18 protein-coding genes and 1 pseudogene are annotated in these 20544 nt (G+C 73.7%); 15 read left to right on the top strand and 4 right to left on the bottom strand.

Features of this window, described 5'->3' with window-relative positions; genetic code table 11:
• Positions 1 to 17 precede the first annotated feature (17 nt).
• The gene (locus MUU72_RS02855) at positions 18 to 722 is read right to left on the bottom strand and encodes a succinate dehydrogenase (protein ID WP_248011472.1); all 705 of its coding nucleotides are present in this window, start codon (positions 720 to 722) and stop codon (positions 18 to 20) included.
• A gap of 94 nt (positions 723 to 816) precedes the next feature.
• On the opposite strand from MUU72_RS02855, the gene MUU72_RS02850 reads away from it, so the two are divergent.
• Entirely contained in the window at positions 817 to 1716 is a 900-nt protein-coding gene (locus tag MUU72_RS02850; RefSeq protein ID WP_248011471.1) for a LysR family transcriptional regulator, read from the top strand.
• 50 nt (positions 1717 to 1766) lie between these two features.
• On the opposite strand, the gene MUU72_RS02845 is transcribed toward MUU72_RS02850, so the two are convergent.
• Together MUU72_RS02845 and MUU72_RS35165 are read right to left on the bottom strand one after the other, a co-directional pair.
• Entirely contained in the window at positions 1767 to 2399 is a 633-nt protein-coding gene (locus MUU72_RS02845) for a TIGR03085 family metal-binding protein (protein ID WP_248011470.1), read from the bottom strand.
• Positions 2400 to 2450: 51 nt separating this feature from the next.
• Positions 2451 to 2597 (bottom strand): hypothetical protein, encoded by a 147-nt coding sequence (locus MUU72_RS35165; RefSeq protein WP_282503544.1) that lies wholly within the window; start codon positions 2595 to 2597, stop codon positions 2451 to 2453.
• A 32-nt stretch (positions 2598 to 2629) separates the two neighbouring features.
• On the opposite strand from MUU72_RS35165, the gene hisI reads away from it, so the two are divergent.
• From hisI to lgt, 11 genes and pseudogenes are all read left to right on the top strand, one after another.
• Complete coding sequence (gene hisI / locus MUU72_RS02835) at positions 2630 to 3010, top strand: phosphoribosyl-AMP cyclohydrolase (protein ID WP_282503543.1); 381 nt, start codon at positions 2630 to 2632, stop codon at positions 3008 to 3010.
• A gap of 44 nt (positions 3011 to 3054) precedes the next feature.
• Positions 3055 to 4549, top strand: a pseudogene (locus MUU72_RS02830) (anthranilate synthase component I); the annotation flags it as partial.
• 55 nt (positions 4550 to 4604) lie between these two features.
• Complete coding sequence (locus tag MUU72_RS02825) at positions 4605 to 5258, top strand: TIGR02234 family membrane protein (RefSeq protein ID WP_248011469.1); 654 nt, start codon at positions 4605 to 4607, stop codon at positions 5256 to 5258.
• A gap of 85 nt (positions 5259 to 5343) precedes the next feature.
• Entirely contained in the window at positions 5344 to 5586 is a 243-nt protein-coding gene (locus MUU72_RS02820; protein ID WP_248011468.1) for an HGxxPAAW family protein, read from the top strand.
• A 121-nt stretch (positions 5587 to 5707) separates the two neighbouring features.
• Positions 5708 to 6163 (top strand): DUF2752 domain-containing protein, encoded by a 456-nt coding sequence (locus tag MUU72_RS02815; protein WP_372502961.1) that lies wholly within the window; start codon positions 5708 to 5710, stop codon positions 6161 to 6163.
• Between the two features lie 199 nt (positions 6164 to 6362).
• Positions 6363 to 7172, top strand: coding sequence for an indole-3-glycerol phosphate synthase TrpC (trpC, locus tag MUU72_RS02810; RefSeq protein WP_248011466.1), 810 nt, complete (start codon positions 6363 to 6365; stop codon positions 7170 to 7172).
• Positions 7173 to 7200: 28 nt separating this feature from the next.
• Positions 7201 to 7371 (top strand): tryptophan biosynthesis modulator TrpM, encoded by a 171-nt coding sequence (gene trpM / locus MUU72_RS35825; RefSeq protein ID WP_372502955.1) that lies wholly within the window; start codon positions 7201 to 7203, stop codon positions 7369 to 7371.
• Between the two features lie 113 nt (positions 7372 to 7484).
• Entirely contained in the window at positions 7485 to 8747 is a 1263-nt protein-coding gene (gene trpB / locus MUU72_RS02805; protein WP_248011465.1) for a tryptophan synthase subunit beta, read from the top strand.
• Positions 8747 to 9595, top strand: a complete 849-nt coding sequence (trpA, locus tag MUU72_RS02800; RefSeq protein ID WP_248011464.1) for a tryptophan synthase subunit alpha — start codon at positions 8747 to 8749, stop codon at positions 9593 to 9595. Before trpB ends, trpA begins: the two co-directional genes overlap by 1 nt.
• A 57-nt stretch (positions 9596 to 9652) precedes the next feature.
• A complete protein-coding gene (locus MUU72_RS02795) occupies positions 9653 to 10465 on the top strand; it encodes a DsbA family protein (protein WP_248011463.1) in 813 nt (270 codons plus the stop codon).
• 105 nt (positions 10466 to 10570) lie between these two features.
• Positions 10571 to 11623 (top strand): prolipoprotein diacylglyceryl transferase, encoded by a 1053-nt coding sequence (lgt, locus tag MUU72_RS02790; RefSeq protein WP_248011462.1) that lies wholly within the window; start codon positions 10571 to 10573, stop codon positions 11621 to 11623.
• 127 nt (positions 11624 to 11750) lie between these two features.
• On the opposite strand, the gene MUU72_RS02785 is transcribed toward lgt, so the two are convergent.
• Entirely contained in the window at positions 11751 to 13031 is a 1281-nt protein-coding gene (locus tag MUU72_RS02785; RefSeq protein ID WP_248011461.1) for an ADP-ribosylglycohydrolase family protein, read from the bottom strand.
• A gap of 295 nt (positions 13032 to 13326) precedes the next feature.
• Between MUU72_RS02785 and MUU72_RS02780 the strand changes: the two genes are divergently transcribed.
• From MUU72_RS02780 to MUU72_RS02770, 3 genes are all read left to right on the top strand, one after another.
• Entirely contained in the window at positions 13327 to 14067 is a 741-nt protein-coding gene (locus MUU72_RS02780; protein WP_372502954.1) for a VIT1/CCC1 transporter family protein, read from the top strand.
• Between the two features lie 298 nt (positions 14068 to 14365).
• Positions 14366 to 18967: a glutamate synthase large subunit gene (gltB, locus tag MUU72_RS02775; protein WP_248011460.1), complete on the top strand. Its 4602-nt coding sequence runs from the start codon at positions 14366 to 14368 to the stop codon at positions 18965 to 18967.
• The gene (locus MUU72_RS02770; RefSeq protein ID WP_248011459.1) at positions 18960 to 20420 is read left to right on the top strand and encodes a glutamate synthase subunit beta; all 1461 of its coding nucleotides are present in this window, start codon (positions 18960 to 18962) and stop codon (positions 20418 to 20420) included. Before gltB ends, MUU72_RS02770 begins: the two co-directional genes overlap by 8 nt.
• The last annotated feature ends 124 nt before the right edge of the window (positions 20421 to 20544 follow it).

Here is a 20544-nt window from a genome sequence, read left to right as displayed (position 1 = left end):
GGCGGAAGTGGTCATGGTCAGCTCACCAATCCGGTCATGACGCCGACGGGGACGGCGATGAAGCCCAGCGTCAGCACCAGCGCGAGCAGGTTCGCCAGGGTCACCAGGAGGCGGTCGCGGGTCCGGCTGCCCGCGCCGAGGGTCTGCGCGGCGCTCCAGAAGCCGTGCCGGACGTGCAGGCCCAGGGCGAGCATCGCGAGGAGGTAGACGGCGTTGCCGTACCAGGTGGAGAAGGTGGCCACGACGTTCTCGTAGGGGTGGCCGGGCCGGAAGCCGGCGTGCACGGTGCCGGTGGTCAGGTCCAGCAGGTGCCAGACGAGGAACAGACCGAGGATGACACCGCCCCACCGCATGGTGCGGGTGGCATAGCTCGCCCGCGGCCTGCGGTGCACGTACCGGTCGGGGCGGGCCCTGAGGTCGCGGCGGCTGAGCTGGTACGCGGCGGTGGCGTGCGCGACGACGGCGGCCACCAGCACCACGCGGACCACCCACAGGGTCCACTCGTAGTGCATGAACGGTTCGCCGATGGTGCGCAGCCAGTGCGCGTACGCGTCGAAGGTGTCCGGCCCGAAGAAGATCTTCAGGTTGCCGAACATGTGGACGACAAGGTAGGCGAGCATGATCAGGCCGCTGACGGCCATCACCGCCTTCTTGCCGACGGTGGAGTGCCAGAGCGTCCTCGTCATGGACGGCCGTCGGTCCGTCCGTGGTGCCAGTGCCATGGGTCCCGACCGTAGGGAGCCGTTCGGCATCAGTCCAAGACATGGTCCAGCTGATCTCGATAGGCTGACCCTATCGCTGCTTTATATTCCCCTTATGCAGCTGCAACAGCTCCGCTACTTCACGGCCGTGGCCGACACCCGCCACTTCACCCGCGCCGCCGAGCGCGAACACGTCGCCCAGCCCTCGCTCTCCCAGCAGATCCGGGCGCTGGAGCGGGAGTTGGGCGCCGAGCTGTTCCACCGCGCCCGCGGCCACATCTCCCTCACCGACGCCGGTCAGACCCTGCTGCCGCTGGCCCGCCGGATCCTCGCCGACACCGAGACCGCCCGCCGCGAGGTCCAGGAGGTCGCCCAGCTGCGCCGCGGCCGGCTCCGCCTGGGCGCCCCGCCCAGCCTCTGCGCCAGCCTCGTCCCCGACGTCCTGAGCACCTTCCACACCGCCTACCCCGGTGTCGACCTGATCGTCACCGAGGACGGCTCGCAGGACCTCGTCCGCGCGCTGGCCGACGGCGCACTGGACCTGGCGCTGATCATCACGCCGCTGCCGGGCCAGGCCCCCGCGCTGGCCACCACCGAGCTGCTGCGCGAGGAACTGGTGGTGGTCTCCGCCCCCGGCCGCCCCGCCCCGGTCACCGGCCGGCGCACCCGGATCCGCGTCGAGGACCTCCGCGGTCGGCCCCTGGCCATGTTCCGCCGCGGCTACGACCTGCGGGAATTCACCACCGCCGCCTGCCGCGCGGCCGGCTTCGAACCGACCTTCACCGTCGAGGGCGGCGAGATGGACGCCGTCCTCGGCTTCGTCCGGGCCGGCCTCGGCGTCGCCGTCGTCCCCAGCATGGTCGCCGAACGCTCCGGCCTGCGCATCACCCCGTTCGCCACCCCCGGCATGCACCGGGTGGTCTCGGTCGCGCACCGCGGCGACGTCTCCCCGCCGCGCGCCGCCCGCGAACTGGCACGCATCCTGCGCGACCACCTGGCCGGCGGCCCGGCCTGAGCGGGGGCGCCGGGGTGGGGGAGCGGCGGCCCGGCCCCGGGCGCCGGCGGTCACACGCCGAGCGTCGCCTCCAGCAGCCTGGCCACCGCGTCCTTGTCCCCGTCCAGCTCCACCTTCGCCGCGTCCTGCCGGCCGAAGGCGAACAGCGTCAGCTCGCCCGGCTCACCGGTCACCGTCACCACCGGAGCGCCCCGGTGCGCCACCACCGTCTGCCCGTCCGGCCGCCGCAGCACCACGCCCACCGGCGCCTTCCGGCCCAGCACCCGGGCGGCCCGCTCCAGCCGCACCCACAGCGCGTCGGCGAAGACCGGGTCCAGCGCGCGCGGGGTCCAGTCCGGCTGGGCCCGCCGCACGTCCTCGGCGTGCACGTAGAACTCCACGGTGTTCGACGCCTCGTCGATCTGCTTCAGCGCGAACGGCGACAGCTTCGGCGGGCCGGTCCTGATCAGCCGGAGCAGCTCCTCGTAGGGCTTGGCGGCGAACTCCGCCTGCACCTTCTCCAGGCGCCCCGCCAGCGGCTTCGCCACGATCCCGGCGGCCGCGTCGGCGCGCCGCTCGCGCACCACCAGGTGCGCCGCCAGATCCCGGGTCGTCCAGTCCTCGCACAGCGTCGGCGCCTCGGGCCCGGCGCTCTCCAACAGGTCGGCCAGAAGGAGCCGTTCACGCTTCGCATGGGTCGACATACCGCCAGCCTACGGCCGGGCCGCCCGCCCTGCCACGGCGCGCGCCCGTGCTCACGTGCGCAGCACCACCACCGCCACCACCACGGCCGCCACCAGCGCCGCGGCGAACACCGCCGCCAGCACCCGCACCGCCACCCGCGCCGCCCGGTCCGGGTCCGGTGGCGGAGGCGGGGGGACGGGAGGCCGCTGCTGATCCATGGCGGCAGCATGCCGCACGGCACAATGGACCCATGACCACCAGCCGCGCCACCAGCACCGCCCTGGACCCCGCCGTCGCCGCCCGCCTCAAGCGCGGCGCGGACGGCCTCTTCCCGGCCATCGCCCAGCAGTACGACACCGGCGAGGTACTCATGCTCGGCTGGATGGACGACGAGGCGCTGCACCGCACCCTGACCACCGGCCGCTGCACCTACTGGTCCCGCAGCCGCCAGGAGTACTGGGTCAAGGGCGACACCTCCGGCCACGTCCAGCACGTCAAGTCCGTGGCGCTGGACTGCGACGCGGACACCGTCCTGGTCAAGGTCGACCAGGTCGGCGCGGCCTGCCACACCGGCGCCCGCACCTGCTTCGACGCGGACGTCCTGGCGAGCGCCCCCACCGCCGACCAGTAGGCTCCGCTGCCATGACCACGGGAACCACCGGCACCGCCACGCCGGACCTCGACACCTTCCGCACGCTCGCCAAGGACCGGCGGGTCATCCCCGTCACCCGGCGCCTCCTGGCGGACGGCGACACCCCGGTCGGCCTCTACCGCAAGCTGGGGGGGGGGGGGGGGGGGGGGGGGGGGGGGGGGGGGGGGGGGGGGGGGGGGGGGGGGGGGGGGCGGGCGCAGCGCCGCGACGCTCACCGTCCGCGACGGGCAGGCCCACTGGCTCGGCACCCCGCCGGTCGGCGTGCCCACCGGCGGCGACCCGCTGGCCGCCCTGCGCGCCACCGTGGAGACCCTGCACACCCCGCGCGACCTCATCGAGGGCGAGGGGCTGCCCCCGTTCACCGGCGGCATGGTCGGCTACCTCGGCTACGACATCGTCCGCCGCCTGGAGAAGATCGGCGCGCACACCGAGGACGACCTCGGGCTGCCCGAGCTGACCATGCTCCTGACCTCCGACCTCGCCGTCCTGGACCACTGGAACGGCACGGTCCTGCTGATCGCCAACGCGATCAACCACAACGACCTGGCCACCGGCGTCGACGAGGCGTACGCCGACGCGGTGGCCCGCCTGGACGCGATGGCCGAGGACCTGGCCCGCCCCGCCCCGCCGAGCGCCGCCGCGCTCCCGCCGTCCGCCGTGCCGCCGTACACCGGCACGTGGGGCGCCGAGGCGTTCAAGGCCGCGGTCGGGGACGTCAAGGAGCGCATCCGGGCCGGCGAGGCGTTCCAGGTGGTGCCCTCCCAGCGGTTCGAAACCCCCTGCACGGCAAGTGCGTTGGACGTCTACCGGGTGCTGCGGGCCACCAACCCCAGCCCGTACATGTACCTCTTCCGCTTCGCGGCCGGCGGCCCGGAGGACACGCCCTTCGACGTGGTCGGCTCCAGCCCCGAGGCGCTGGTCAAGGTCGAGGGCGGCCGGGCCATGGTGCACCCGATCGCCGGCACCCGCCCGCGCGGCGCGAGCGTCCAGGAGGACCAGGCGCTCGCCGAGGAACTGCTCGCCGACCCCAAGGAGCGCGCCGAGCACCTGATGCTGGTCGACCTCGGCCGCAACGACCTCGGCCGGGTCTGCGAACCGGGCAGCGTCGAGGTCGTCGACTTCATGTCCGTCGAGCGCTACAGCCACGTCATGCACATCGTCTCCACGGTCACCGGCACGGTCGCCCCGGGCCGCACCGCCTTCGACGTGCTCACCGCCTGCTTCCCGGCCGGCACCCTCTCCGGCGCCCCCAAGCCGCGCGCCATGCAGATCATCGAGGAGCTGGAGCCGACCCGGCGCGGCCTGTACGGCGGTTGCGTCGGCTACCTGGACTTCGCCGGCGACTCCGACACCGCCATCGCCATCCGCACCGCCCTGCTGCGGGACGGCACCGCCTACGTCCAGGCCGGCGCCGGCATCGTCGCGGACTCCGACCCGGACGCCGAGGACACCGAGTGCCGCAACAAGGCCGCGGCCGTCCTGCGTGCCGTGCACACCGCCAACCACCTGGGGAGATGACCTCGGCGACCCCCGCGCGACGGGCCGCGGGGGCCGGTAGGCGATAGTGGTGTGCGTGACTGCCGCAGACCCGACCCGTACCGACACCGAGCCCGCGCCGGCCGCGGACCGGCCCGCGCGCGGCGCCAGGCGCTCGCTGGCCCTGGCCCTGCTGCTGGGCGCCGCCGGCGCGGGCCTGGCGCTGCTGGCGTCGGGCCGCACCTGGGCCAGGGGCACCGCGGTGCTGGCCCAGGGCGAGCTGCCGCGCACCGTCACCGGTACCGACGTGACCGGCGTGCCCGGTGCGCTGGCGGTGGTGGGACTGGCCGCCCTGGTCGCCGTCTTCGCGGTGCGCCGGACCGGCCGCGTCGTGGTCGCCGGACTCCTCGCGCTCAGCGGCCTGGGCATCGCGGCCGCCGCCGCGCTCGGCTACTCCGACACCTCCGCGCTGCGCGAGAAGGCCGCCGACGCGGTCGGCCTGTCCGACGCCGGTGTGCACCACGTCACGCACACCGTCTGGCCCTGGGTGGCCGTCGCGGGCGGCCTGCTGCTGCTCCTGGCCGGTGTGCTGGCCCTGGTGTACGGCCGCGCCTGGCCCGCGATGTCGGGCCGGTACGAGCGCACCCCCGGCGGCGGGCGGGGCCCGCGGCGCGCCCCGGCGGCGCCGGACCTGGAACGCCCCGAGGAGATCTGGAAGTCCCTGGACCGCGGTGAGGACCCCACCCGGTAAAAGGCTTCCGCCCGGCATCGGTGACAATGGACGACGACATTCCCGCGCCCCGACCCCGGCGCGGCAGAGCAACGAGGAGCACTCCATGTCGAGCAGTGGCCACGGACACACCCCCGCCGCCTGGACCGGCGTCATCATCGCGTTCATCGGGTTCTGTGTCAGCGGCGCCTTCATCGTGCTGGGCAGCGTGGCCGGGTTCTGGGCGGGCATCGCGCTGATCCTCGCCGGCGCCGTGGTGGGTGGCGTGATGCGCGCGGCCGGCCTCGGCCAGGAGCCCCGCCGCTCGGCCAAGCCCGCCGCGGCCGCCGCCCGGCCCCAGGAGAGCTGACCCCCGCCCGCAGGAGACTCCTTGACGGCGCGGCTTCCCGGCCGCCGCACGGTCCGGGCCCCCAGGGCCCGCGCCCCGTACGGCCGCCGAGAAGCTGCGCCGTTCCGCTGCCGGTAGCAGCATCGGCAGCGTGAACGATCTTGCGGTCCGCCCGTGCCCCGGGCGCCCCCGGCGGCGCGGCCCGCTGCGCCGCCTGGCCGCCCCGGCCGGGACCCTCGCGGCGGCGGCCGCCGCCTTCGCCGTGGTCGGCGCGGTCGATCCCGGGGAACCGGGCCACTACCCGGTCTGCCCGCTGTTCCGCCTCACCGGTGTGCTCTGCCCGGCCTGCGGCGGACTGCGCAGCGCGCACGCCGTCGCGCACGGCGACCTGCTCACCGCACTCGGCGCCAACGCCCCGGCGGTGGCCGGCTACGCCGCGTTCGCCGTCTTCCTGCTGGTCTGGCTGGTCCGGGCGGCCCGCGGCCTGCCCACCGCCGGCCCCCGCCCGCGGCCGGTCCACTGGTGGGCGCTGGGCGCCGCGCTGCTGGCCTTCACCGTCTGGCGCAACCTCCCCGCCGGCGCCTGGCTCCGCCCGTGACCAGGGCCCCGTCCCGGCGCGGGCGGCGGCACTCCCCGCCCGCCCCGCGCCGCCCGCCGGTGTCCAGGGTGTGGGACCGCGGTCCACCGGATGCGGGACCTGCCCCCGCCGACGGATACCATCGAAGAACCGGCCGGGACAGTGGTTGCGTCCCACGGGCCGCTGTCCACCTCCACCGTTCAGATAGGAGGCCGCTCGCGTGAGCGTGCTCGATGAGATCATCGACGGAGTCCGCGCCGACCTCGCAGAGCGGCAGGCGCGCGTCAGCCTCGACGAGCTCAAGGAGCGGGCCCGCGCCGCGCGCCCGGCCAAGGACGGTGCCGCCGCCCTGAAGGGCGAGGGGGTCCGGGTGATCTGCGAGGTCAAGCGCTCCAGCCCCTCCAAGGGCGCGCTGGCCGCGATCGCCGACCCGGCGGGCCTGGCCGCCGACTACGAGGCGGGCGGCGCCGCGGTGATCTCCGTACTGACCGAGCAGCGCCGGTTCGGCGGTTCGCTGGCCGACCTGGAGGCGGTCCGCGCCCGGGTCGACATCCCGGTGCTCCGCAAGGACTTCATCGTCACCGCCTACCAGCTGTGGGAGGCCCGCGCGTACGGCGCCGACCTCGCGCTGCTGATCGTCGCCGCGCTGGAGCAGGAGGCCCTGGTCTCGCTGATCGAGCGGGCCGAGTCGATCGGCCTGACGCCGCTGGTCGAGGCGCACGACGAGGAAGAGGTCGCCCGCGCGGTCGACGCCGGCGCCCGGATCATCGGGATCAACGCCCGCAACCTCAAGACCCTCAAGGTCGACCGGGACACCTTCGCCCGGGTCGCCCCCGAGATCCCCGATCACATCGTCAAGGTCGCCGAGTCCGGCGTCCGCGGCCCGCACGACCTGATCGCCTACGCCAACGAGGGCGCCGACGCCGTCCTGGTGGGCGAGTCCCTGGTCACCGGCAAGGATCCCAGGACCGCGGTCGCCGACCTGGTCGCGGCCGGCTCCCACCCGGCGATCCGGCACGGCCGGGACTGACCGGCCGCCGAAGGACAGGGCACCCCGGATGACCGCCGTTCCCCGCCGCCCCGAGGCCAGCGTCTCCGCGCTGCCCTCGTGGCACCGCGGCTGCCGGGCCCCCGCCCGGCGGGTCCGGGGACGCCGGGTCCGGTACCACATCGGCTCCGAACCGGGACAGATCAACGGGCGGCGATGGCGCCCGGGGTCCGCGCGCTGACGCGTACGGCCCCCTGCCGGCGGCGTGCGCTCCCCGCGCGCGGCCGCCGCGACGCCACCCTTTCCCGACCACACCGGACCTCCGGGGCCCCGCCCCGGACGAGGAGTGCTCAGATGTCCGCAGGCAGTTCCCGTTTCTTCCTTCCGGATCCGGACGGATCCGTCCCCAGCGCCGAGGGGTACTTCGGCGCCTTCGGCGGCAAGTTCATCCCCGAGGCGCTGGTCGCCGCGGTGGACGAGGTCGCCGCCGAGTACGAGAAGGCCAAGGCCGACCCGGCGTTCGCCGCCGAGCTGGACGACCTCATGGTCAACTACACCGGGCGGCCCAGCGCCCTCACCGAGGTGCCGCGGTTCGCCGAGCACGCCGGCGGCGCCCGGATCTTCCTCAAGCGCGAGGACCTCAACCACACCGGCTCCCACAAGATCAACAACGTGCTGGGGCAGGCCCTGCTCACCAAGCGGATGGGCAAGACCCGGGTCATCGCCGAGACCGGCGCCGGCCAGCACGGCGTCGCCACCGCCACCGCCTGCGCCCTCTTCGGCCTGGACTGCACCATCTACATGGGCGAGGTCGACACCCGGCGGCAGGCCCTGAACGTCGCCCGGATGCGGATGCTCGGCGCCGAGGTCATCGCCGTGACGTCCGGCAGCCGCACCCTCAAGGACGCCATCAACGAGGCGTTCCGCGACTGGGTCGCCAACGTCGACCGCACCCACTACCTCTTCGGCACGGTCGCCGGCCCGCACCCCTTCCCCACCCTGGTCCGCGACTTCCACCGGGTCATCGGTGTGGAGGCCCGCCGGCAGATCCTGGAGCGCGCCGGGCGCCTCCCGGACGCCGCACTGGCCTGCGTCGGCGGCGGCTCCAACGCCATCGGCCTGTTCCACGCCTTCCTGCCCGACACCGGCGTCCGCCTGATCGGCTGCGAGCCGGGCGGCCACGGCGTGGAGACCGGTGAGCACGCCGCCACCCTCACCGAGGGCACCCCCGGCATCCTGCACGGCTCCCGCTCCTACGTCCTCCAGGACGAGGACGGCCAGATCACCGAGCCGTACTCGATCTCGGCCGGTCTGGACTACCCGGGCATCGGCCCCGAGCACGCCTACCTCAAGGACTCCGCCCGCGCCGAGTACCGTGCGGTGACCGACGACGCGGCGATGCAGGCGCTGCGCCTGCTCTCCCGCACCGAGGGCATCATCCCGGCCATCGAGAGCGCGCACGCGCTGGCCGGCGCCCTGGAGGTCGGCCGGGAGCTGGGCCCCGAGGGCCTGCTGCTGGTGAACCTCTCCGGACGCGGTGACAAGGACATGGACACCGCCGCCCGCTACTTCGGGCTCTACGACGGTGCCGACCACAACGGCGAGGGGGACAAGTGATGGCGGGCAACATCGAACTGCTGAGGTCCGTCCTGGCGCAGGCCAAGGCCGAGGACCGGGCGGCGCTGGTCGGCTACCTCCCGGCCGGCTTCCCCACCGTCGAGGGCGGCATCCGGGCCATGACCGAGATGCTGGACGGCGGCTGCGACATCGTCGAGGTCGGGCTGCCGCACAGCGACCCGGTGCTGGACGGCCCGGTCATCCAGACCGCCGACGACATCGCGCTGCGCGCCGGCATCAAGATCACCGACGTGCTCCGCACGGTCCGCGAGGTGCACGCCGCCACCGGCGCGCCGGTGCTCTGCATGACGTACTGGAACCCGGTCGACCGCTACGGCACCGAGCGGTTCGCCGCCGACCTCGCCGAGGCGGGCGGCGCCGGCTGCATCCTGCCGGACCTCCCGGTCGAGGAGTCCGAGGTGTGGCGGAAGGCCGCCGCGCAGCACGGCCTGGCCACCGTCTTCGTGGTCGCGCCGAGCAGCCGGGACGAGCGGCTGGCCAAGATCACCGCGGTCGGCAGCGGCTTCGTCTACGCCGCCTCCCTGATGGGCGTCACCGGCACCCGTGAGTCGGTCGGCCGGGAGGCGGAGGACCTGGTGGCCCGCACCCGCGCCACCACCGACCTCCCGGTCTGCGTCGGCCTGGGCGTCTCCAACGCCGTGCAGGCCGCCGAGGTCGCTCGCTTCGCCGACGGCGTGATCGTCGGCTCGGCGTTCGTCAAGTGCCTGCTGGCGGCGGACGACACCGACGCCGGACTCGCCGCGGTCCGCACCCTCGCCGGCCAGCTGGGCGAGGGCGTGCGCCGGAGCGGCGCGGCCGGCGATCGGCCCGCAGGCATCGCCCGATAGAGCGAACCTCACAGCGGAGGGGTGCGGCCGCGCCCCTCCGCTTCGTTGTCCACGGGCGTGAACCAGAAGAACCATGACGGCCAGAACCGTGACGGAAAGAGCAGCGCCCGCGAGCGGCTACAGGCCCAGCGCGCCAAGGAGAGGACGCGGTCCCGGCGGGTCCGCCAGGCCGTGGTCGGCGGGGCCGTGGTGGCGGCCCTGGCGGTGGCCGGCGGTATCGCCGTCTGGGTGTCCTCCGGCGGCGGCTCCGGCAGCACCGCCGACCACGCGTTCGCCCTCCCCAAGCAGGCCAGCGACGGCGACAAGCCCGCCGTCCCGGTGGGCTCGCCCGGCGCCCGGTCCACCCTCACCGTCTGGGAGGACTTCCGCTGCCCGGCCTGCCAGCAGTTCGAGACCGGCTTCCGCCCGGTGATCCACGAACTCCAGGACTCCGGCCGGCTCAAGGCCGAGTACCACCTCGCCACCCTGATCGACGGCAATACCGGCGGCTCCGGTTCGCTGAACGCCGCCAACGCCGCCCTGTGCGCCCAGGACGCCGGGAAGTTCCGCGAGTACCACGACGTCCTCTACGCGCACCAGCCGCCCGAGCAGCAGGACCGCTTCGCCGACAAGGCGTACCTGATCCAGCTGGCCGGCAAGGTCCCCGGTCTGGTCACGGACGCCTTCACCGCGTGCGTGCGGTCCGGCCGGTACGACGGCTTCGTCCGCAAGTCCAACGCCGCCTTCGCCGCCGGCGGGTTCCGCGGCACCCCGACCGTCCTGCTCAACGGCAAGGACCTCGCCCAGGTCAAGGGCGGCCAGCTCACCCCCGCCGACCTGAAGAAGATGGTCGAGGACGCCGACCGGGCGAAGCCGTCCGGCACGCGCTGACCCGTCCGGCGGCGGTACGGGCCGCCACCCGGGCGGGGTCGTTACGCAGCCGTTGCCGGGCGGGTTGCCGTCCACCCTGCCCGGCGCGGTAGCGTCGGTCCTGCCATGGACCTCGCATTCATTCCCAGCCCGCCGACCGGTGTCGTCCATCTCGGCCCGATCCCGCTGCGCGGCTACGCGTTCTGCATCATCATCGGCGTATTCGTCGGCGTCTGGCTCGGCAACAAGCGCTGGGTGCAGCGCGGCGGCCGCTCCGGCACCGTCGCCGACATCGCCGTGTGGGCGGTGCCCTTCGGCCTGGTCGGCGGCCGCCTCTACCACGTCATCACGACGTACGAGCCGTACTTCGGCGAGAACGGCCACCCGCTCGACGCCTTCAAGGTGTGGCAGGGCGGCCTGGGCATCTGGGGCGCGGTCGCGCTGGGTGCGCTCGGTGCCTGGATCGGCTGCCGCCGCCGCGGTATCCCGATGCCCGCCTATGCCGACGCGCTGGCGCCGGGCCTGGCCCTGGGGCAGGCGATCGGCCGCTGGGGCAACTGGTTCAACCAGGAGCTCTACGGCAAGCCGACGGACGTCCCGTGGGCGCTGAAGATCAACCCGGACCCGGCGATCGGCCGGATCGGCGGCACCTACCACCCGACGTTCCTCTACGAGTGCCTGTGGTGCCTGGGCGTCGCGGCGCTGGTGATCTGGGCGGACAAGCGCTTCAAGCTGGGCCACGGGCGGGTCTTCGCGCTCTACGTCGCCGCGTACTGCGCGGGCCGCGCCTGGATCGAGTACATGCGGGTCGACGAGGCGCACCACATCCTGGGGCTGCGGCTGAACGTATGGACCGCGATGATCGTCTTCGTCCTGGCCGTGGTCTACATGATCGTGTCCGCAAAGAAGGCCCCGGGCCGCGAGGAGATCGTGGAACCGCAGTGGCAGCTCGCCGAGGGCGCCGAGGGCGCCGGTGACGGCGCGCGGGCCGCGGAGCACACCGCCGGGGACGCGGCGGACGGCAAGGCCGCGCAGGACGGCAAGGAGGCGGCGGACCCCGGGGCCGCGAAGGATTCCGAGGGGGCCGGGGGCGCCGGGAAGCCCGCGGACGCGGGGGAGGACGGCCCCGAGGGGAAGTCCGGGGCCGCCGCGAAGAGTGCGGGCGGCGCCGCGTCCTGAAGGCCGCGACGGCCACCCGCCGACCGGAGCGCCGGGCGGATCCGCTGCGTGCGGGACCGCCCGGCGCTCCGCCGTATCCGCCCCGTGCGCCCCGCCCGCCGGTGCGGCCGGGTCCGCCGCCGGGCGGTCACCGCCCGCTGGCCTCGGTCATCGCGGTGCACGCCGTGAGGGCGGCGAACGCCTGCTCGTGGCGCAGCCGGCGGGCCCGGTCGCGGGCGAAGACCTCGCGGGCGACGGCGGCGAGTTCGGCCGCCGGGGCGTGCAGGTCGAGCCGGCTGGCCCGGGCCACCTCGGCGCTCCACTCGGCGGGCACCGCCGCCGCCCCGTTCAGCGCGCCGGCCAGCGCACCGGCCATCGAGGCCGTCGAGGCGCAGGCCCGCCCGTAGTTGACCGCACCGAGCACGCTCGCCCGGTAGTCGCCGCCGGCCACCAGCAGCATGCCGAGCGCGATCGGCAGCTCCTCGACGGCGTGCAGCCGGGAGGGGCGGCGGGCGCCCAGGGACGGCTCGCGGAAATCCGGGCCGACGGTGTCGAACGGGGCGACCGCCGCCCGCAGCGGGACCAGCGCGGACTCGTAGGCGGTGTGCGGCGCGGCGACGTCGCGGACCGCCTCGATCGCCGCCCGGGTGCCGTCCTTGGCCAGCCGCAGCGCGTGCCCGGTGACCGAGGCCGGGGTGGCGTCCGGCAGGAACGCGGCGGCCACCGCGGCGGCGAACACCCCGGCGGCCTCGCGCCCGTAGGAGCACTGATGGGCGCCGGCGAGGTCCAGTGCCTCGGCGTAGGCCCGGTCCGGGTCGCCGGCGTTGACGATGCCGACCGGTGCCATGTACATCGCCGCCCCGCAGGTGACGGTGTTGCCGACGCCCGCCTCGCGCGGGTCGGCGTGGCCGTGGTGCAGCCGCGCCACGATCCACTGCTCGGTGAGCGAGAGCCGCGCCGACAGCAGCGCTTCGGCCTGGAGTTCGGGGATCCAGCGCGGGGTGTCCCGCAGGTCGGGCACCAGGCGGTCGGCGATGTCGTAGGCGTCGAGGTGGTCGCGGACCGCCGCGTAGACGCGGACCAGGGCGTGGGTCATCAGGGTGACGTCGGTGATCCGGCCGTCGCCCGCGCGGTGCGGCGGGCCGGGCCGGGCGGTGCGCCCCGCCTCGCGGTACGGGCCGACGAGGCCCTCGATGCGGCCGCCGTAGCGGGCGGTGATCCGCTCCGGGGTCAGGCCCTCGGCCGGGCCGCCCAGCGCGTCACCGACCGCGGCCCCGACCAGCGTGCCGGCCGCCCGGTCCGCCAGCGGCGCGGTCCCGGCCGGCGGGGCGGCCGGCGCGGGGGCGCCGGCGGCCGGGCGGTGCGGGGGACCGGGGGGTGCGGCCGGGTCCGGGGGCGGGGCGGCGGGCGTGGTGGCGGTGCCGGTCATCGCGGGCTCCTTCCGTAGCGGGGCGACCCGGTATGGGTCCCCCGCCGCGGGCCGGCTCTGCTCCCCCGGGGCACCACGGTCACCCGGTCGACTCCCCGGGCAGTGGCCCGGCACCCGGAAACGGGCCTTGTGAGCCGGATCACAAGGCGGCTCTTTCGGTAAAACTGCAGGTCAGAGCGGTAAGTACGGCCTTCCTTGCTAGCGGAGGAGGGTAATTCGCGCATAACTTCGAGGCGTTGGAGGGGGAAGTGCCGCGATCGGCCCACACCTCGCTGAGCAGGGAGCAGGTCCCGATATGTCCGTCCTGGAGATCATGGACGCCGCCGCGCCGACGCACGTGGCGCACCGCGACAACCACACCCACCGCGATGTGAACGGCGGCTGGCTGCGCCCCGCCGTCTTCGGTGCGATGGACGGCCTGGTGTCCAACCTCGCCCTGATGACCGGTGTGGCCGGCGGTGCCGTCTCGCAGCACACGCTGGTGATCACCGGGCTGGCGGGGCTGGCGGCCGGTGCGTTCTCGATGGCCGCGGGCGAGTACACCTCGGTGGCTTCGCAGCGTGAGCTGGTGGTCGCGGAGCTGGACGTCGAACGGGCTCAGCTGCGCTCGCACCCGAAGGACGAGCAGGACGAGCTGGCGGCCCTCTACGAGTCCCGCGGGGTGGATCCCGAGCTGGCCCGGCAGGTCGCCGAACAGCTCTCCCGCGACCCCGAGCAGGCGCTGGAGATCCACGCCCGCGAGGAATTGGGCATCGACCCGTCGGACCTTCCTTCTCCCACCGTCGCCGCGGTGTCGTCCTTCGGATCCTTTGCGCTCGGCGCCCTTCTGCCTGTCCTTCCTTATCTGTTGGGTGCCAGCGCCCTCTGGCCCGCGGTGCTGCTGGCGCTGCTCGGGCTCTTCGCCTGCGGTGCCGTCGTGGCCCGCGTGACGGCCCGTTCGTGGTGGTTCAGCGGACTGCGCCAGCTGGCGCTGGGCGGCGCCGCGGCGGCCGTCACCTACGGTCTCGGCGCGCTGTTCGGGACGGCGGTGGGTTGACGTCCCCTGCGGGTGACCGCATCATGGCCGCATTACCCAGCGGTTTCGGTTTGTTGACGACCGGGCATAAGGCCCTGGCGTCGCGGGCAATGTCGCTCGCCGAACGCCGCCGCAGAGGGCGGCCCGTTTCCGTCCGTGTTCCCAGAGATTCCGTCTCACCGCCGGTGCGGTGTCCGTATGTTGGAAGGCTTCTTCCGCTTTCCGAGAATCGGGCCATCCTGTAACCTGCACGAAATTTCGCGGAGGGCCAACGTCGTCCCTCGGCAATGCTTATGCCACGACGACGTTGGGAGAGCCGATGCGCCACGCGTCCACGCACTCCGCGACCACCAGCAGCGCCGACGCCGCCTGGTCGCCCATGGACGGCCGCCCCGCCCAGCAGGGGATGTACGACCCCCGTAACGAGCACGACGCCTGCGGTGTCGGCTTCGTGGCCACCCTCACCGGTGAGGCCAGCCACGCCCTGGTCGAACAGGCCCTGACCGTGCTGACGAACCTGGAGCACCGCGGCGCCACCGGCTCCGAGCCCGACTCGGGCGACGGCGCGGGCATCCTGCTCCAGGTCCCGGACGCGTTCCTGCGCGAGAACGTCACCTTCGAGCTCCCCGAGGCCGGCGCCTACGCCGTCGGCATCGCCTTCCTTCCGTCCGACGCCCACGAAGCGGCCGACGCCGTCTCACGGATCGAGACGATCGCCGGCGAGGAGGGCCTGACCGTCCTGGGCTGGCGGGTCGTCCCGGTCGCCCCGCAGCTGCTCGGCAACGGCGCCCGCGCCACCATGCCGGCCTTCTCCCAGCTGTTCGTCGCGGACGGTGAGCACACCGGGCTGGCCCTGGACCGCAAGGCGTTCGCGCTGCGCAAGCGCGCCGAGCGGGAGGCCGGGGTCTACTTCCCCTCGCTGTCCGCCCGGACCCTCGTCTACAAGGGCATGCTGACCACCGGGCAGCTGGAGCCCTTCTTCCCGGACCTGTCCGACCGCCGGTTCGCCACCGCCATCGCCCTGGTCCACTCGCGGTTCTCCACCAACACCTTCCCGAGCTGGCCGCTGGCCCACCCGTACCGCTTCGTGGCGCACAACGGCGAGATCAACACCGTCAAGGGCAACCGCAACTGGATGCGGGCCCGGGAGTCCCAGCTGGCCAGCTCGCTGTTCGGCAGCGAGGACCTGGAGCGGCTGTTCCCGGTCTGCACGCCGGACGCCTCCGACTCCGCCTCCTTCGACGAGGTGCTGGAGCTGCTCCACCTCGGCGGGCGGTCGCTGCCGCACGCGGTGCTGATGATGGTCCCCGAGGCGTGGGAGAACGCCACCGCCATGGACCCGGCCCGGCGCGCCTTCTACCAGTACCACTCCACGATGATGGAGCCCTGGGACGGCCCGGCCTGCGTCACCTTCACCGACGGCACCCAGGTCGGCGCGGTGCTGGACCGCAACGGTCTGCGCCCGGGGCGCTACTGGGTCACCGACGACGGCCTGGTCGTGCTCTCCTCCGAGGTCGGCGTCCTGGACATCGACCCGGCCCGGGTCGTCCGCAAGGGCCGCCTCCAGCCCGGCCGGATGTTCCTCGTGGACACCGCCGAGCACCGCATCATCGAGGACGACGAGATCAAGGCCCGCCTGGCCGCCGAGCACCCCTACCAGGAGTGGCTGGACGCCGGCCTGATCGACCTCGCCGACCTGCCCGAGCGCGAGCACATCGTGCACACCCACGCCTCGGTCACCCGCCGCCAGCAGACCTTCGGCTACACCGAGGAGGAGCTGCGGGTCATCCTCGCCCCGATGGCCAAGACCGGCGCCGAGCCGATCGGCTCGATGGGCACGGACTCCCCGATCGCCGCGCTCTCCGAGCGCCCCCGGCTGCTCTTCGACTACTTCACCCAGCTGTTCGCGCAGGTCACCAACCCGCCGCTGGACGCCATCCGGGAGGAGCTGGTCACCTCCCTGATCTCCTCCCTCGGCCCGCAGGGCAACCTCCTCGCGCCCACCGCGAGCTCCTGCCGCAGCGTGACCCTGCCGTTCCCGGTCATCGACAACGACGAGCTGGCCAAGCTCGTGCACATCAACGCCGACGGCGACATGCCCGGCATGAAGGCCGTCACCCTCTCCGGCCTCTACCGGGTCTCCGGCGGCGGCGCCGCCCTGGCCGCCCGGATCGAGGAGATCTGCGCCGAGGCCGACGCCGCCATCGCCGACGGCGCCCGGCTGATCGTGCTCTCCGACCGCCACTCGGACGCCGAGCACGCGCCGATCCCCTCGCTGCTGCTGACCGCCGCCGTCCACCACCACCTCATCGCCACCAAGACCCGCACCCAGGTCGGGCTGCTGGTCGAGGCCGGCGACGTCCGCGAGGTGCACCACGTCGCGCTGCTCATCGGCTACGGCGCCGCCGCGGTCAACCCCTACCTGGCGATGGAGTCCGTCGAGGACCTGGTCCGGGCCGGTACGTTCCTGCCCGGCACGGACACCGACACCGCCCTCAAGAACCTCATCAAGGCGCTCGGCAAGGGCGTGCTGAAGGTGATGTCCAAGATGGGCATCTCCACCGTCGCCTCCTACCGGGGCGCCCAGGTCTTCGAGGCCGTCGGCCTGGACGAGGAGTTCGTGGCCAAGTACTTCCACGGCACCGCCACCAAGATCGGCGGCGCGGGCCTGGACGTCATCGCCCGGGAGGTCGCGGCGCGGCACGCCAAGGCGTACCCGGCCTCCGGCATCGCCGCCACCCACCGCGCGCTGGAGATCGGCGGCGAGTACCAGTGGCGCCGCGAGGGCGAGCCGCACCTGTTCGACCCGGAGACCGTCTTCCGGCTCCAGCACTCCACCCGCGCCCGCCGCTACGACATCTTCAAGCAGTACACCGAGCGGGTGAACGAGCAGTCCGAGCGGCTGATGACGCTGCGCGGCCTGTTCTCCTTCGCCTCCGACCGCCCGTCGATCCCCCTGGACGAGGTCGAGCCGGCCGCCGAGATCGTCAAGCGGTTCTCCACCGGCGCGATGTCGTACGGCTCCATCTCCAAGGAGGCGCACGAGACCCTCGCCATCGCCATGAACCAGCTGGGCGGCAAGTCCAACACCGGTGAGGGCGGCGAGGACCCCGAGCGGCTCTACGACCCGGCGCGCCGGTCCAGCATCAAGCAGGTCGCCTCCGGCCGCTTCGGCGTCACCTCGGAGTACCTGGTCAACGCCGACGACATCCAGATCAAGATGGCCCAGGGCGCCAAGCCCGGCGAGGGCGGCCAGCTGCCCGGCCACAAGGTCTACCCGTGGGTCGCCAGGACCCGCCACTCGACGCCGGGTGTGGGCCTGATCTCCCCGCCGCCGCACCACGACATCTACTCCATCGAGGACCTGGCCCAGCTGATCCACGACCTGAAGAACGCGAATCCGCAGGCGCGGATCCACGTGAAGCTGGTCTCCGAGGTCGGCGTCGGCACGGTCGCGGCCGGTGTCTCCAAGGCGCACGCGGACGTCGTCCTGATCTCCGGCCACGACGGCGGCACCGGCGCGTCCCCGCTGACCTCGCTGAAGCACGCGGGCGGCCCCTGGGAGCTGGGTCTGGCCGAGACCCAGCAGACCCTGCTGCTCAACGGCCTGCGCGACCGCATCGTCGTCCAGACCGACGGCCAGCTCAAGACCGGCCGCGACGTGGTCATCGCCGCCCTGCTGGGCGCCGAGGAGTTCGGTTTCGCGACCGCGCCGCTGGTCGTCTCCGGCTGCGTGATGATGCGCGTCTGCCACCTGGACACCTGCCCGGTCGGCATCGCCACCCAGAACCCGGTGCTGCGCGAGCGGTTCAGCGGCAAGGCCGAATTCGTCGTCAACTTCTTCGAGTTCATCGCCGAGGAGGTCCGCGAGCTCCTCGCCGAGCTGGGCTTCCGCACCCTGGACGAGGCCATCGGCCACGCCGAGGTCCTCAACGTCTCCCGCGCGGTCAACCACTGGAAGGCCCAGGGCCTGGACCTCGCCCCGCTGCTGCACGTCCCGGAGCTGTCCGAGGGCGCGGTCCGCCACCGGATCACCGAGCAGGACCACGGCCTGGCGAAGGCCCTGGACAACGAGCTGATCAAGCTCGCCGCGGACGCACTGGCCGCGGACACCGCCGAGGCCGCCCAGCCGGTCCGCGCCCAGGTCCCGATCCGCAACATCAACCGGACCGTCGGCACCATGCTCGGCCACGAGGTGACGAAGAAGTTCGGCGGCGCCGGGCTGCCCGACGACACCATCGACCTCACCTTCACCGGGTCGGCCGGCCAGTCGTTCGGCGCGTTCCTGCCCCGCGGCATCACCCTCCGCCTGGAGGGCGACGCCAACGACTACGTCGGCAAGGGCCTGTCCGGCGGCCGGATCATCGTCCGCCCGGACCGCGGCGCCGACCACCTCGCCGAGTACTCCACCATCGCCGGCAACACCCTCGCCTACGGCGCCACCGGCGGCGAGCTGTTCCTGCGCGGCCGGGTCGGCGAGCGGTTCTGCGTCCGCAACTCCGGTGCCACGGTGGTCTCCGAGGGCGTCGGCGACCACGGCTGCGAGTACATGACCGGCGGCAACGCGGTCGTCCTGGGCGAGACCGGGCGCAACTTCGCGGCCGGCATGTCCGGCGGCTTCGCCTACGTCATCGACCTCGACCCGGCCAACGTCAACAAGGAACTCGCCGGCGCGGTCCACCCGCTGGACGACACCGACAAGCAGTGGCTGCACGACGTGGTGCGCCGCCACCAGGAGGAGACCGGCTCCACCGTGGCCGGGAAGCTCCTCGCCGACTGGGATGCCGCGGCCGCGCGCTTTTCCAAGGTCATCCCGCCCACGTACCAGGCAGTGCTCGCCGCCAAGGAGGCCGCCGAGCTGGCCGGACTCTCCGAGTCCGAGACCCACGAGAAGATGATGGAGGCGGCGACCCATGGCTGACCCCAAGGGCTTCCTGAACCACGAGCGCGAGGTCGCCACGACCCGCCCCGTCGCGGAGCGCGTCAAGGACTGGAACGAGGTCTACCAGCCCGGCTCGCTGCTGCCGATCATCACCAAGCAGGCGTCGCGCTGCATGGACTGCGGCATCCCGTTCTGCCACAACGGCTGTCCGCTGGGGAACCTCATCCCCGAGTGGAACGACTACGCCTACCGGGAGGACTGGAAGGCGGCCAGCGAGCGGCTGCACGCCACCAACAACTTCCCGGAGTTCACCGGCCGGCTGTGCCCCGCGCCGTGCGAGGCGGCCTGTGTGCTGGGCATCAACCAGCAGCCGGTCACCATCAAGAACGTCGAGGTCTCCATCATCGACAAGGCGTGGGACAGCGGCGACGTCACCCCGCAGCCGCCCGAGCGGCTCTCCGGCAAGACCGTCGCCGTCATCGGCTCCGGCCCGGCCGGGCTGGCCGCCGCCCAGCAGCTGACCCGGGCCGGCCACACCGTCGCGGTGTACGAGCGCGCCGACCGCATCGGCGGCCTGCTCCGCTACGGCATCCCCGAGTTCAAGATGGAGAAGCGGCACATCAACCGCCGCATCGAGCAGATGCGCGCGGAGGGCACCAAGTTCCGCACCGAGACCGAGATCGGCCGGGACATCGACGCGGCCAAGCTGCGCCGCCGCTACGACGCGGTGGTCATCGCGGCCGGCGCGACCACCTCCCGCGACCTGCCGGTACCCGGCCGCGAGCTGAACGGCATCCACTTCGCCATGGAGTACCTGCCGCTGGCCAACAAGGTGCAGGAGGGCGACCTGACGGTCTCCCCGATCACCGCCGAGGGCAAGCACGTGGTCGTCATCGGCGGCGGCGACACCGGCGCGGACTGCGTCGGCACCGCGCACCGCCAGGGCGCCGCCTCGGTCACCCAGCTGGAGATCATGCCCAGGCCGGGCGAGGAGCGGAACGCCGGCCAGCCCTGGCCGACCTTCCCGATGCTCTACAAGGTCACCTCCGCGCACGAGGAGGGCGGCGAGCGGATCTACTCCGTGTCCACCACCCACTTCGAGGGCGACGAGGACGGCAACGTCCAGTGGCTGCACCTGATCGAGGTGGAGTTCAAGGACGGCAAGCTGGAGCAGAAGCCCGGCACCGAGCGGAGGATCCCGGCCCAGCTGGTCACCCTCGCCATGGGCTTCACCGGCACCGACCAGGAGAACGGCCTGGTCGAGCAGTTCGGCCTGGAGCTGGACGCGCGCGGCAACATCGCCCGCGACGCGGACTTCGCCACCAACGTCCCCGGCGTCTTCGTCGCCGGCGACGCCGGCCGCGGCCAGTCGCTCATCGTGTGGGCCATCGCCGAGGGCCGCTCGGCCGCCCGCGGCGTGGACCGCTACCTCACCGGAGCCAGCGCCCTGCCGGCCCCGATCAGGCCGACGGACCGCGCCCTGGCGGTGTGAGCGTCCGTCCCGAGATGTCCCGTACAACGTCGTACGGAGGCACGGGGACCGGGTGAGCAACCCGGGTCCCGTACCGCGGCGCCTGTCCCCTCCCCCGACCGGAGGGCAGGCGCCGCGCTGCGTT

It is taken from the genome of Streptomyces rhizoryzae (assembly GCF_023155275.1).
Classification (GTDB): domain Bacteria; phylum Actinomycetota; class Actinomycetes; order Streptomycetales; family Streptomycetaceae; genus Streptomyces; species Streptomyces rhizoryzae.
This window is presented reverse-complemented; position numbering and strand designations above follow the sequence as displayed.

What these genes read in the sequence shown, in the direction of transcription:
- MUU72_RS02855 (WP_248011472.1), bottom strand. Translation starts at nt 722, where the DNA reads ATGGCACTGGCACCACGGACGGACCGACGGCCGTCCATGACGAGGACG.
- MUU72_RS02850 (WP_248011471.1), top strand. Translation starts at nt 817, where the DNA reads ATGCAGCTGCAACAGCTCCGCTACTTCACGGCCGTGGCCGACACCCGC.
- MUU72_RS02845 (WP_248011470.1), bottom strand. Translation starts at nt 2,399, where the DNA reads ATGTCGACCCATGCGAAGCGTGAACGGCTCCTTCTGGCCGACCTGTTG.
- MUU72_RS35165 (WP_282503544.1), bottom strand. Translation starts at nt 2,597, where the DNA reads ATGGATCAGCAGCGGCCTCCCGTCCCCCCGCCTCCGCCACCGGACCCG.
- hisI (WP_282503543.1), top strand. Translation starts at nt 2,630, where the DNA reads ATGACCACCAGCCGCGCCACCAGCACCGCCCTGGACCCCGCCGTCGCC.
- MUU72_RS02820 (WP_248011468.1), top strand. Translation starts at nt 5,344, where the DNA reads ATGTCGAGCAGTGGCCACGGACACACCCCCGCCGCCTGGACCGGCGTC.
- trpM (WP_372502955.1), top strand. Translation starts at nt 7,201, where the DNA reads ATGACCGCCGTTCCCCGCCGCCCCGAGGCCAGCGTCTCCGCGCTGCCC.
- trpB (WP_248011465.1), top strand. Translation starts at nt 7,485, where the DNA reads ATGTCCGCAGGCAGTTCCCGTTTCTTCCTTCCGGATCCGGACGGATCC.
- trpA (WP_248011464.1), top strand. Translation starts at nt 8,747, where the DNA reads ATGGCGGGCAACATCGAACTGCTGAGGTCCGTCCTGGCGCAGGCCAAG.
- lgt (WP_248011462.1), top strand. Translation starts at nt 10,571, where the DNA reads ATGGACCTCGCATTCATTCCCAGCCCGCCGACCGGTGTCGTCCATCTC.
- MUU72_RS02785 (WP_248011461.1), bottom strand. Translation starts at nt 13,031, where the DNA reads ATGACCGGCACCGCCACCACGCCCGCCGCCCCGCCCCCGGACCCGGCC.
- MUU72_RS02780 (WP_372502954.1), top strand. Translation starts at nt 13,327, where the DNA reads ATGTCCGTCCTGGAGATCATGGACGCCGCCGCGCCGACGCACGTGGCG.
- gltB (WP_248011460.1), top strand. Translation starts at nt 14,366, where the DNA reads ATGCGCCACGCGTCCACGCACTCCGCGACCACCAGCAGCGCCGACGCC.
- MUU72_RS02770 (WP_248011459.1), top strand. Translation starts at nt 18,960, where the DNA reads ATGGCTGACCCCAAGGGCTTCCTGAACCACGAGCGCGAGGTCGCCACG.